This window comes from Microvenator marinus (assembly GCF_007993755.1).
GTDB lineage: Bacteria > Myxococcota_A > Bradymonadia > Bradymonadales > Bradymonadaceae > Allomicrovenator > Allomicrovenator marinus.
The window spans coordinates 269,765-282,333 of record NZ_CP042467.1; the positions used below are offsets into that span (position 1 = coordinate 269,765).

Sequence of the window (12,569 nt, forward strand, 5' to 3'; positions counted from 1 at the left end):
CGTGTGCAACCGCAACACTCCAACACACGAGTGAGCGGAAAGATTCTTCTGAAGATGTTGAATCTGGACTTTTAAGGTTGGCTGGGGGAGTCTAATCTCGCAAAAGCGCAAATTCAGAAAGCAGAGAGTGAGTTGTCATGAGTGACATTGTACTTGGAATCGATCTTGGGACGTCCAATTCGGTGGTTTCGGTCATGTTGGAGGGCGAGCCAATCGTGATTCCGGATGAGGCAGGGAACCGAATTCACCCATCTATCGTGTACTTCTTCGAGGATGGCTCTACGGTTATTGGCAATGACGCGCGGCCCTTCTTGATGAAGGACCCGGCACACACGGTCTACTCCGCAAAGCGCTTGATTGGTCGTCCATTTGATAGTCCAGACCTTCGCGTCCTAATCGGGTCTTTCCCTTTCAAGATTGTGTCGTCTGGTGATGGTGCACCACGCCTTAATATCTACGGGGCGCTTCACCCTCCGGAAGGAATCTCAGCACGCGTTCTCTTGCATCTCAAAGAGCTCGCGGAAAACTACCTCGGAATGTCGGTTTCCAAGGCCGTCATCACCGTACCGGCGAATTTTGATGAAGGTCAGCGTCGCGCCACCAAACGGGCAGGGGAGCTCGCCGGGCTCGAAGTCCTTCGTCTAATCAACGAGCCCACCGCCGCCGCGCTTGCCTACGGCCATGGGCAGAATCGTCGAGAGAAAGTAGCCATCTACGATTTCGGGGGAGGAACCTTTGACATTACGGTGCTCGAGATCCGACAGAACGTGTTCCAAGTCTTAAGTACTGCAGGCAACAGCTATCTTGGGGGCGACGATTTCGATAATCGCCTCGTTCAATCCATGCTCACAGCGTTCGAAAAACAGTACGGCTACGATTTGTCAGGCGAAGAGGTGATTATCCAACGCCTCAAGAACGTGGCTCAGAACATTAAGCATCGTCTAAGCGAGCAAGATCTAGTGACGGCGCGCGTAAGCGAAATGGTTCCTGGCACGCTGACCGAGCTCGAGCTCGAGTTTTCGCTTTCACGCGACGCGTTTAATAAGCGCTGCGGGGATATCGTGGAGCAAAGCCTCACGACGTGTGAAGAGGCGCTTCAGATTGCCGGGATGCAGCGTGCCGAGATCGACCATCTTGTTTTGGTCGGCGGTACGACTCGCGTGCCCTTGGTCGCGCAACGCGTCCGAGAGTTCTTCAACCGCGAACCGGTCGCCGGGATCAATCCCGATGAAGTGGTCAGCGTGGGTGCAGCAATTTTCGGTGCGTCTATGATCGAGACCGAAGAAGCGCCCGAGCCTATGGCGCCTGCCATGCCCGTCTCGCATATGGATCATATGTCGGACGACGAGTGGATCGAGGAGCTCGACGAGTTCGAGGAGGACACCGGGATCCATCGGTCCTCGCCGCCCCCGCTCCGTCAGGCTCCGCCAGAGATTCCTTCCTCGAACGACTGGGGTGCGACCGGGCAGTGGGAACATCGGCCGCAAACGCCTCCTGTGACTCCTGGTCAAATCCACGGTGGTAATGCCCACGGCGGGGATGCTTTTCAGAGACAGCCAGCCTATCAACCGGCACCGCAAGCACCTGCTCCAGCGCGCTCCCCGCTCTTGATCGACGTGACGCCCCACGCCTTGGGTATCGCCACGGTCGGTGGCGTGATGGACATTATCATCGAGCGTAACGGTTCATTGCCTCTGGCAAGAGCACGGCACTTCTCGACATCGAGGGACGATCAGACCCGCGTCGTGTTGCCGATCTACTCGGGAAATAGCCGCCGGATCGAAGAGAACAGCCAGCTCGGCGTTCTGGAATTGGTGAATATCCCGCCGGGCCCCAGAGAAGATGTGCAGATCGAAGTTCAGTTCGAAGTAGACACCAACGGCATGCTCAACGTGCGGGCCACGGATTTGCGAACAGGCATGAACCAAATGGCGCGCCTCTCGATCCTGGGCGACTCCAACGCCGACTATTACGACACATCCGACCTCTTGATGTAGAAATTTCGTCCGTGTGGGTTTGACATCGAGGCACGGGTTTGGAATCCTCCGCTGGCCTTTTGTCTGGCGGAGGAGAGAACATGAAGTATTGGGCGTTGATTGCGGTAGGGCTTGTCTTTGCAGCCTGTGATAAAAACGATGAGTTCGCTGAGGCTCCGAGTGTAGAAGCGCCAGCGCCTGCAGAAGGTGCTGCTCCCGCCAAGGGAAGTGCGACGGACTTGCCTCAAAATCATCCGACAATGCCCACGAACGCACCTCAAGCGGGTGCAGCGCTTCCGGGTTCTCCTGTCAGTTTCAATAGCGTTGATGAGTTTGGCAAAACTGGAGCATTGCTCTGGGAGGCTCCAGAAGGTTGGGAGGCGCGCAAGCCCTCGAGCTCCATGAGACTCGCCGAATATATCGTGAACGCAGAAGCGGGCCCGGCGGAGCTCACGATCTTCTATTTTGGTGTGGGCGGCGGTGGCGGTGTGGATGCAAATATCACCCGCTGGATTGGCCAGTTTTCAAATCCTGACGGGTCGGCGGTTAACGCTGAGCGCAGTACCTTGGAGAGCCCCGTGAAGACGCACCTCGTGAGTGCCGAGGGAACGTTCAATCCGGGCATGGCTGGCTCGAGTCCTCCAAAGGAAGGTCAGAAGATGCTTGGCGCGATCGCTGAGAGTTCTGTCGGCCTCTTTTTCTTTAAGTTGGTTGGGCCTAAGGCCACAGTGGATGCAAACGCGCAAGCCTTTGATAGTTTTGTAAAGTCTTTCAAGCCAGGTAAGTCCTGAGTTGGAGTTGTACCGATGAGTTCAGAAATTCACGAGTTACCAGAGATCAAGCCATCATCGTGTTCGCATGATACGCCACGCGAAGACGATCAGGGCAGCGTTGAGTTCCCGGCACGAGCGATGTCGGAGTGGAAGTTGCATCGCCGATGGGACCGAGCAGGTAGGCTGCTCGGTGAGCCCGCGATGGAGAGTTTGAGTCAAAAGCACGTGGTTGTGTTCGGCTTGGGAGGCGTAGGTAGCTTCACAGCTGAAAGCCTCGCGCGTACCGGGTTTGGCAAGCTTACACTGGTCGACTTCGACAAGGTATGCGGCACCAACACCAACCGGCAGCTTCACGCGATGAAAGGTACTTACGGCAAGTGGAAGGCCGACCTCATGGCGGAGCGCTGTTCGATGATTGCACCAGAGACTCACGTGATTGGCCGCCGAGCCTTCTACCACGAAGCGACGAGCGATGATTTGCTCGGACCTGATGTGGATTATGTTGTGGATGCCATCGACAATATCAGCGCGAAAGTCCATTTGCTCAAGACGTGTCTGGAGCGGGGCATTCCCGTGGTCTCCTGTATGGGTGCGGCCGGAAAAATGGACCCCACCAAGGTTCAAATCGACGACCTCTCCAAGACCCATACGGACCCATTGGCGAGGGCGGTTCGACGCATCATGCGTGAAAAATACGATATCGACACATCGAAGCGTACCGGTATCAAGACGGTGTTTAGCGTTGAGCCACGTCATGAGCCTCAAGGCCTTAGCTACGATGGTACAGCGGGCTTCGTGTGCATTTGCCCTACCAAAGGCAATAATTTGCACGGCTGTGAGACTCGCAATCTGATCGAAGGCACCATGAGTTTCATCACCGGGACCTTCGGTTTGATGGCTGCCAGTGTGGTCGTTCGCGACCTGACTGCTGAGTTCTTCCAAGAAGCCGAGAAGCCCCAGGCAAACCATGCTTGACGAAGAACGCCGGCATCTCATTGAAGAGAAGTGCGGTGTCTTCGGAATCGTAGGACATAACGAAGCTGCACACATGACCTATCTGGGTCTGCACGCCTTGCAGCATCGTGGTCAGGAAAGTGCGGGTATTGTGACGTGGTCGGCGGAAGGGATGTGTGTGCAGCGGCGCACAGGCTTGGTGTCCGAAGGCTTTACGGAGGAAGTTCTAGAAACTCTTCCTGGTCCGGTGGCCATCGGCCATGTCCGGTATAGCACCACAGGTGGAACGGGGATTAAGAACGCTCAGCCGCTGACGTTTTTCACGAAATTTGGACGGCTCGCCCTCGCGCATAATGGAAATTTAACAAACGCCGTACGGCTCCGAAAAGAGCTTGAGTCTGAAGGCAGCATCTTCGGTACTGCGACGGATACTGAGGTCATTGCTCACCTCGTGGCGCGTTCTCAATGCGAGAATATCGTTGATGCCCTCGTGGATGCTCTTCGAAAGGTTACCGGAGCCTATTCGTTGTTGGCCTTGACCGAGGAGCATCTCATCGCGTGCCGAGACCCTAATGGGGTTCGTCCATTGGTGCTTGGTCGTGTGGGCGAGTCGAGCGCGATTGCGAGCGAGCCCGTTAGTTTTGGACTCATGGGTGGGGTGCTCGAACGCGAGATTGAGCCCGGCGAGATGCTTATTCTCAAGAATTCCGACGGCGGGCGTGTCTGGAGAAAGCCTTTTGACGTGGTCTCACCTACGCCTTGTATCTTTGAACTCGTCTATTTTGCGCGGCCCGACAACACCATTTTTGGTCGGGATGTTTATGAAACGCGCAAGGAGATGGGGCGAACGCTCGCCCGCGAGGCGCCGGCTAAAGCCGACCTCGTGATCCCCGTGCCAGATAGCGGTGTTCCGGCTGCCCTCGGATATGCGCAAGAATCGGGTTTGCCGTTCGAAATGGGGCTTGTGCGCTCGCACTACATCGGGCGGACTTTCATCGAACCGTCCAATTCCATTCGACATTTCGGCGTGAAACTCAAACTCTCGCCGGTTCGGTCGTTGATCGAAGGAAAGCGGATCGTCGTGGTGGATGACTCGATTGTGCGCGGTACAACGTGCCGGAAGATCATTAAGATGCTCAGGGAAGCCGGAGCGGCCGAGATTCATTTTCGAGTATCCTCTCCGCCAACCACCCATCCTTGTTTCTATGGAATCGATACTCCGGAGCGCTCGCAACTCATCGCGTTCACGCACACCGTCGAGGAAACACGGCGCTACATCACGGCCGACACACTCGCGTATCTATCTCGCGAAGGCCTCTTTCGCTCAGCATCAGCCACGATCGGACAAATGTGCGACGCGTGTTTCACGGGCGAATACCCGATAAGTTTAGAGTCGGAATCGCGCTCTACTTGATAAGCTTTCCAAAACGTTCCCAGCGTACGCCATCTTCTCCAAGCGAGAGCCAAAGTACCAAGGCTCTGCCTTTGATATGAGAAATGGGCACCTGACCCCAACAACGGCTGTCGAGGGACTGATTGCGGTTGTCTCCCATTACGAACACATGTCCTGGGGCGATTTTGACGGGCCCGAAGTTTTCCTCAACAGGGCTTACGAACCGTACCGTATAGGTGTGTTCATCTAGCTTTTCTCGTTCGAGGTTTTCATAGGGTGTCAGATAGTTTCCGGTGGGCTCCTTGGCCAAGAAGACGCGCTTAAGAGGCTCGGAGTTAACTACGAGCGTCCCTTTGCGAATCTCGAGCGTATCGCCTTCGACGGCGACAATACGCTTGATGATGTCCTTTTCTTCTTTGAGGCTTCGAGAGTCGATGCAGGCGCGTTTCGCGGCCGGCTGCATCTGGATGTGTTTGGTGGCCTCTTGCACCGGGAAGTTGAACACCACAATCTCGCCGCGCTCGGGTCGCGAAAACTCGACCAAATATTTGTCGGCGAACGGAAGTCGGATGCCATACGAGAACTTCGTCACAAAGAGGTGGTCGCCGACTAGGAGCGTGGGTTTCATGCTGCCGGACGGGATTTTAAACGCCTCGATGGCAAAGGCCCGCAAGAATAATGCGGCGAGGATAGCGATGCCGATGGCTTCAAAGTACTCGCGAGTCGCACTTTTTTCGTACGGGAGTAGGTGCGTTTCGGCGAGGTTTTCAACTTTTTGCCGTTTCTCCCGAACGCTTGAAATCTCGTCTTCACGAAGGCTCTTTCTGAGCTCGTTGAGCGCCGACTCTATGGCCTTTCGCCCGTCTTCAGGGGCCCGCTTGGCACGCCCAAGTCTCTCATCGAGGTCTTTTGTGAGACGTCTCGTTTCGTCGAGAAATCGGCTATCGGAATTTTCTTTAGTCACGGACGTCCTGCATTGCTTTGGCAAGAGTAGGCAGACTTTTGCGGGGAAACAAGTGCGGAGGATATAAGGGCGGCGCATTGACAGTTTATGCCCCTGATGGTTACAAGGTCGGGCCTTCGAGTGGACCACCAATTCAGTGGCGTTTTGGGCATATGGAGTAGAGGGATGACACCCGCAGAAATTAAAGAAGAAATCAAAGAGCTTGGCGAGCGATTAGCCGAGCTCGGGAGGCATCTTTGACCTGGCTCAGAAAGAAGCTCGGTTAGAAGAATTGGATGCGATTTCGCAAGACCCTAGTTTTTGGAATGACGCCGCAAAGGCGCAAACGTTGATGCGTGAGCGCGGCGATATCTCCGAAGTGCTCACGAATATGCGTGGGTTGAAGCAGAGTATTGAAGATGCGGGCGTCTTCCTTGAACTTTCGGAAGAATCCGGCGGTGACCAGGGGCTGATCGACGATGCAGCCACAGCGCTCAAAGCCGTCGAGAACACCCTGAACGAGATGGAAAAGCTTCGAATGCTCAGTGGTCCGCACGACCAGTTGAGCGCGATTGTCACGATCAAGCCAGGTGCCGGTGGCACAGAGAGCCAAGATTGGGCCAGCATTCTCTATCGGATGTACCTGCGCTACTGCCAGCAAAAGGGTTGGGCGGTTGAAGTCACCGACTATCAGGACGGAGAAGAAGCGGGCATCAAGATGGCCGAATTTCGAGTCGAAGGACCGTTCGCCTTTGGGTATCTGAAGGCCGAAGATGGTGTGCATCGACTTGTTCGCATCTCGCCGTTTGACTCGAATAAGCGGCGTCACACGAGCTTTGCCGCTGTGTCAGTGGTGCCGGAGATCGACGACGATATCGAGGTCGAGATCAACAACGCAGACTTGCGAATCGACACGTACCGCGCGTCGGGAGCGGGTGGCCAGCACGTCAACCGTACGGATTCGGCCGTGAGGATTACTCACTTGCCGACGGGTGTGGTGGTTCAGTGTCAGGCTGAGAGATCGCAGCATAAGAACCGCGACAAAGCCTTTAAGATGCTTCGAGCAAAACTATACGAGCGCGAGCTCAAGGCGCGTGAGGCTGCTGCAGAACAAAGTTTTGCGGAACAGAAAGACGTCGCCTTCGGTTCTCAGATTCGCTCTTACGTGCTCCACCCCTATAAGCAGATCAAAGATTTGAGGACCGGGTACACCGTGGGCAATGTTGAGCCGGTTCTCGACGGGCACCTCGAGCCATTTGTGGAAGCCTATCTGCTTAAGGCAGGCAGCGGAGAGCTCCTTGAGGGCGTGGAAGACATTGATTGATGAGTTATGAACGCTTCATAGGCACGCGCTACTTGATGGCGAAAAAGAGCGCGAGCTTGCTCTCGATCATCACCCTGATTTCGGTCTTAGGCGTAGCCCTCGGTGTTACGGCGCTGATCGTAGTCTTGAGCGTGATGGGGGGCTTTAAGAAGGACCTCAAAGAAAAGATTTTGGGGACGAAGGCTCACGCGGTCGTTCGACCGGTAGATGGTGAGGTTCTGCGCGAGTGGGAGCCTCTCGTGAAGATCACTAGCGAGGTGCCCGAGGTTGTCGGCGTTAGTCCCTACATAGAGTCAGAGGTGATGATTTCATCGCCCACCAATTTGAGCGGTGTGTTCCTTCGTGGGATCGACACCAAAAGGGTGGCGTCGGTCTCGAATCTCGTGACGAGCATTGAAGAGGGGAAGATAGAGTACCTTGTGGACGACTCTGAGCTCGACGCGGATCTTCGAAAGAAGCGCGGCGAGGAACTCGATGACCTGCTCAAGAAAGTGCAGAATGAGCGCGATGAAGCTGAGTTGGAAATCGAGGCCGCCGAAGAGGACCGCTACGGAGAGGAGGGATTTATGCCCTCGATATTCGACGACGAGGCTGAGTCGGAAGAGGGTGAAATGCCTGGAATATTCGACGAGCCCGAGCCCTCGAAGCTCCCTGGTTTGATCATTGGAAAGGAACTCGCCCGAAGCCTACAGGTTTCACTTGGTCAAGAGGTCAATGTGGTCACCCCGAATGGGGAAATGGGCCCGATGGGGCCTATGCCTCGTTCCCGTCCATTTAAGATCGTGGGTGTGTTCTACAGCGGCATGTACGAGTACGACGCGAATATGGCGTATACAGCGCTCTCAGACACCCAGGACTTTCTAGATATCGATGGGGTCACGGGACTCGAGATCAAGACCGTGGATGTTGAGCGGGCGGATGTCATCGCTCAGGGTGTGAGAGCCGCGGTTTCGGATAGAGCGCGGGTGCTCGACTGGCAGGAGCTCAACCGAAGTCTCTTCTACGCGCTTAAACTCGAAAAGATCGCCATGTTCGTAGTCCTGACGTTCATCATTTTGGTGGCGAGTTTTAGCATTGTGGCGATGCTCGTCATGATCGTGATCGAGAAAGGGCGGGAAATCGCGATTCTGAAGGCTCTCGGGGCCCCCAATGTGGGGATTATGAGGACCTTTGTTTTTCAAGGTACTGTGATCGGAGTGGTAGGCGCATTTGCCGGTTTATGCCTCGGGTTGGGAATCTGCTACTTCCTATCGGAGTTCGGGTTCCCTCTAAATTCCGAGGTCTACTACATCTCGACTCTGCCGGTTGACGTCGACCCCGTCGAGATCGTGTCTGTCGTGATCGCGGCTATCCTCATCAGTTTTTTAGCGACGATTTATCCGTCGATCCAAGCGGCCAAACTTAATCCGGTGGAAGGGCTTCGAAATGAGTGAAAATGCGTTGATTCAGATGCGAAATCTGAGCAAGACATTCCTTCATCGTGGGCGCGAGCTCAACGTGCTTCGAAGTGTCGATCTGACCATTCAAGCCGGCGACCGCGTGGCCATCATGGGCTCAAGTGGTGCTGGAAAGAGCACGCTTCTTCAGATTATGGGAACTCTTGATTCTCCGTCGGCTGGGCAGCTCTTGTTCAACGGCGAAGAGATCTTTAAGCGTTCTGAAAAGAGCCTCGCGAAGTTTCGCAATGAGCATGTCGGTTTTGTGTTTCAGTTTCACCACCTTTTGCCGGAGTTCACGGCGTTGGAAAATGTGATGATGCCAGGGCTCATTCACCGACAGAAGCGCGCCGAGGCCGAGAACCACGCTACGGAGCTTTTGGAAAAGGTTGGTTTGAAGGAGCGCTTGCACCACCAGCCGGGTGAACTATCAGGCGGTGAGCAGCAACGTGTGGCCATCGCGCGAGCGCTCTTTATGAAGCCCCGAATTTTGCTCGCCGACGAACCCACGGGGAACCTTGACCTTACGACCGGTGGTGAGATACATGGCCTTTTGCGCGAGCTCAATGAGAGCACGGGAATCACTGTGGTTGTGGTGACTCACGACCCAATGTTGGCCAATCAAATGGATGTACGCTTGTTGGTGGATGACGGAGAGATTATTCCGATGGTGACCGGGGACCCTAAAGTTGGCGACCGCGTGCCAGAGGCGTTGTTGCACCGCAAACCCACTCGTCCAATCGTGACTTCCCGAGAACAAAGTGAGTTGGCCACGTGAAAGTTGTATTGGTGGTACTACTCTTTTGCTTGCCCTGGGTCGCAAGCGCTCAGGAAGCAGGTCTGCCGACGTCAGATAGCTTTCAACCTGCTGAGGCCGCTGTGGAGGTTCCAAAGCGGTTCGAGCCTGACCAGCCGCTCCCTGAAGGAAGTCCGGCACAACCTGGTGACACGATCGATGAGATTCGAGTCAACGGCAACCGACGTGTAGAAACTCAAGCCGTGATTTCGCAGCTGCGTACCACCGCAGGCCAACCGCTCTCGGCGCAGACGATTTCGGAAGACTTGAAACGCGTGTTTCGCCTGGGATTCTTCGATGACGTGAAGGTCGACGGCACAAAGACTGCCGACTCGAAGGTTATCGTGACCTTTATCGTAAGCGAGAAGCCAGCGGTTGCTGAAATCACCTACGAAGGGATTAACGAGCTTGAGCTCGACGATGTGACCGCGGTGATCAACATCGAGCCGAACTCCATCCTCGATGTGAGCGTTGTCAAAGCCAATGCCGAAAAGCTCAGGGAACTCTATGCTGAGAAGGGTTTCTTCTTGGCCGAGGTCGACTATGAAATCGTCATCGACCCTGAGATTCCAGAACTCGCCAATGTAGTCTTTAAGGTCACTGAATTCGCGAAGATCGAAGTCCGGAAAATTTCATTCCTTGGAAATGAGGCGCTCTCTGATGAAGAACTCAAGAGCGTGATGATGACCCGCGAGGGAGATTGGGGCTCGTTCTTGACGAGTTTTGGCTCGTTCAAAGAGACGGACTTCCAGCAGGACCTGCAGCGAATTACGGCGTTTTATTACGACAAAGGCTACGTTCAAGTGAAAGTCAAACGCCCAGTCGTAAGGCTATCGCGCGATAAGAAGCATTTGTTTATCACCATAGCCGTTGAAGAAGGCCCGCAATTTGGCGTGGGGACGGTTGATATTCAAGGAGACTTCATCAAGGACAAAGAAGAGCTTTTGGAGAACGTGAAGCTCGGTGAAGATGAGATTTTCAGCTACACGCGACTTAGGTCGGATATGGAGGGATTGCGCCGTGAATACATGGATGCCGGCTATGCGTACGTGAACATCAATCCTTTGACTCAGGTTCTGGAGGACACGCGCAAAGTCAACGTTTCCTACGATATTCAGCGTGGAGAGAAGGTCTATATCGGCCGCATTGAAGTCGTAGGTAACACCAAGACTCGGGACAAAGTAATTCGCCGCGAGCTCGCGATTGAAGAGGGTGAGTTGTTCTCTCAATCCAAGATTGAGACGAGCAAGAGTCTTGTGACGCGTCTGGGTTATTTTGAGCGAGTAGAGCTCAATACCAAGCGGGTAGAGCGTAGTGACACAATCGATCTTGAAGTCGTGGTCGCAGAACGTCCAACGGGTACTTTCCAAGTCGGCGCAGGATTTTCGAGCCTTGAGAGTTTCATTTTGAACGCTCAGGTCTCGCAGAACAACCTTTTTGGTCGAGGACAGACCCTGGCTTTCCAGGCGCAGATCTCAAGCATTAGAACGCTCTTCAACATCCAGTTCGCTGAGCCGTACTTCCTTGATTCCAACTGGTCGTTTGCCTTCGAACTCTACAACTTCGACTACCTATTCCAAGATTTCGCTCGTAGGTCTCGCGGAGGTAACCTCTCTTTTGGTTATCCGATTACCGACGAGCTGCGAGCCAATCTCACCTACAAGCTCGAGGACGTGGATTTGAGGCCGGGAGGGCGGACAGGACGAAACGCGCAGCGTGTGGGCAACCTCTTTCGGGGTGGTTTGACGAGTTCGTTGCAATTCGGTCTCTCGTACGACTCACGCGATGATCGCATGTTCCCTAAAAACGGGACGTTTTCGAGCGCTCGAGTGGAGTGGGCTGATGATAACTTCACGCTGAGCGAAGTGGAGTTCATTAAATACGACATGGACTCTCGCTGGTATTTCCCGCTCTTCTGGGAGTTTGTCCTCCGCCTAAACGTGGAGGCTGGTTACGTCCAGAGTACCGACCCAACCAAGCCCGTGCCCCTTTTTCAGCGCTATTTTGTTGGAGGACCGACCACTGTGCGCGGGTTTGATCGTTTCAGCCTCGGACCCACGAGAACTGTTGCGCGCGACACGAGTGACCCCGGAACCTTGAGCTCCGAGTTCAATATCGGCGGTAACAAACGCTTACAGCTGACGGCTGAGATCGAGTTCCCGATCTTGACCGCGATTGGCATCCGAGGCGTAGTATTTGCAGACGCCGGGAATGCTTTTGATGACGGGGAACCTATAACACTTGCGTTGGATCTTTTGTCCGACGACGAAGATGAATACATGGATGTTCTGAGAACATCAGTCGGTTTGGGATTCCGATGGCTAAGTCCGATTGGACCACTCCGATTTGAATGGGGTATTCCCCTCGCGCGTCTCCGAGATGAGAAGCCGCTGGTCTTTGACTTCAGTATCGGAAACGCTTTTTAAGAGAGAGAAATTTATGACATTTAGAACGACACAAAAACTCGTCCAGATTCTGCTCGCTGTATTCGCCACCTTCTTGATTGCGATTCCCAGCGTAAGTGCTCAAGACATGAAGGTCGCTTACGTGGACCTTCAAAAAGCACTCAATGAAGTGGGAGAGGGCAAGAGCGCAAAAGCGAAGCTCAAGAAAGAGTTCGATGAGAAGCAAAAGCAGCTCGACAAGAAGCAAGAGGACGTCAAGAAACTCAAGGAGAACCTTGAGTCTCAAGCGATGATGCTCTCTGAAGATGCACGTCGCGAGCGAGCCATGGAACTCCAGAAGAAGATGTATGAGCTGCAACAACTCTACATCCAGCTCCAAGGTGATTTGTCGAAAAAGGAAGCCGAAGCCACGAAGAAGATTTTCGAAAAGATGGGCAAAATCATTGAGGAAATCGGCAAAGAGAAAGGCTACGACATGATTCTTGAACGGTCTGAGTCCTCGATCCTCTTTGCGAAACCCGGCATGGATATCACCGACGAACTAGTGCGCCGCTACAACAAAAAGTGAA

General features: G+C 54.2%; 9 protein-coding genes and 1 pseudogene. 9 read left to right on the top strand and 1 reads right to left on the bottom strand.

Features of this window, described 5'->3' with window-relative positions; genetic code table 11:
- Window positions 1–137 precede the first annotated feature (137 nt).
- The 4 genes from FRD01_RS01105 to purF all read left to right on the top strand — a co-directional run bounded on the left by FRD01_RS01105 (window position 138) and on the right by purF (window position 5,117).
- Window positions 138–1,997, top strand: a complete 1,860-nt coding sequence (locus FRD01_RS01105; RefSeq protein ID WP_146956842.1) for an Hsp70 family protein — start codon at window positions 138–140, stop codon at window positions 1,995–1,997.
- 80 nt (window positions 1,998–2,077) lie between these two features.
- Window positions 2,078–2,767: a hypothetical protein gene (locus tag FRD01_RS01110; protein WP_146956843.1), complete on the top strand. Its 690-nt coding sequence runs from the start codon at window positions 2,078–2,080 to the stop codon at window positions 2,765–2,767.
- Between the two features lie 15 nt (window positions 2,768–2,782).
- Window positions 2,783–3,724: a tRNA threonylcarbamoyladenosine dehydratase gene (locus FRD01_RS01115; protein WP_249755902.1), complete on the top strand. Its 942-nt coding sequence runs from the start codon at window positions 2,783–2,785 to the stop codon at window positions 3,722–3,724.
- Entirely contained in the window at window positions 3,717–5,117 is a 1,401-nt protein-coding gene (gene purF / locus FRD01_RS01120) for an amidophosphoribosyltransferase (protein ID WP_146956845.1), read from the top strand. Before FRD01_RS01115 ends, purF begins: the two co-directional genes overlap by 8 nt.
- On the opposite strand, the gene lepB is transcribed toward purF, so the two are convergent.
- On the bottom strand, window positions 5,110–6,060 hold the full coding sequence (gene lepB, locus FRD01_RS01125; protein WP_249755903.1) for a signal peptidase I: 951 nt from the start codon (window positions 6,058–6,060) through the stop codon (window positions 5,110–5,112). The genes purF and lepB overlap by 8 nt on opposite strands.
- Window positions 6,061–6,225: 165 nt before the next feature.
- Between lepB and prfB the strand changes: the two genes are divergently transcribed.
- The 5 genes and pseudogenes from prfB to FRD01_RS01150 all read left to right on the top strand — a co-directional run bounded on the left by prfB (window position 6,226) and on the right by FRD01_RS01150 (window position 12,568).
- A protein-coding gene (prfB, locus tag FRD01_RS01130) for a peptide chain release factor 2 (protein WP_146956849.1) occupies window positions 6,226–7,363 on the top strand; the annotation gives its coding sequence in 2 pieces (ribosomal slippage) (window positions 6,226–6,285 and window positions 6,287–7,363; 1,137 coding nt in all).
- Window positions 7,363–8,796, top strand: coding sequence for an ABC transporter permease (locus FRD01_RS01135; RefSeq protein WP_146956851.1), 1,434 nt, complete (start codon window positions 7,363–7,365; stop codon window positions 8,794–8,796). Before prfB ends, FRD01_RS01135 begins: the two co-directional genes overlap by 1 nt.
- Window positions 8,789–9,460, top strand: a pseudogene (locus tag FRD01_RS01140) (ABC transporter ATP-binding protein); the annotation flags it as partial. The gene FRD01_RS01135 and the pseudogene FRD01_RS01140, both read left to right, overlap by 8 nt.
- A gap of 113 nt (window positions 9,461–9,573) precedes the next feature.
- Complete coding sequence (gene bamA, locus FRD01_RS01145) at window positions 9,574–12,021, top strand: outer membrane protein assembly factor BamA (protein WP_146956854.1); 2,448 nt, start codon at window positions 9,574–9,576, stop codon at window positions 12,019–12,021.
- Window positions 12,022–12,034: 13 nt separating this feature from the next.
- Window positions 12,035–12,568, top strand: a complete 534-nt coding sequence (locus FRD01_RS01150) for an OmpH/Skp family outer membrane protein (RefSeq protein WP_249755904.1) — start codon at window positions 12,035–12,037, stop codon at window positions 12,566–12,568.
- Window position 12,569 lies beyond the last annotated feature (1 nt).

Bases quoted from the DNA above. Each gene is read 5' to 3' on its own strand.
- FRD01_RS01105 (WP_146956842.1), top strand. From the start codon at position 138: ATGAGTGACATTGTACTTGGAATCGATCTTGGGACGTCCAATTCGGTG.
- FRD01_RS01110 (WP_146956843.1), top strand. From the start codon at position 2,078: ATGAAGTATTGGGCGTTGATTGCGGTAGGGCTTGTCTTTGCAGCCTGT.
- FRD01_RS01115 (WP_249755902.1), top strand. From the start codon at position 2,783: ATGAGTTCAGAAATTCACGAGTTACCAGAGATCAAGCCATCATCGTGT.
- purF (WP_146956845.1), top strand. From the start codon at position 3,717: ATGCTTGACGAAGAACGCCGGCATCTCATTGAAGAGAAGTGCGGTGTC.
- FRD01_RS01135 (WP_146956851.1), top strand. From the start codon at position 7,363: ATGAGTTATGAACGCTTCATAGGCACGCGCTACTTGATGGCGAAAAAG.
- FRD01_RS01150 (WP_249755904.1), top strand. From the start codon at position 12,035: ATGACATTTAGAACGACACAAAAACTCGTCCAGATTCTGCTCGCTGTA.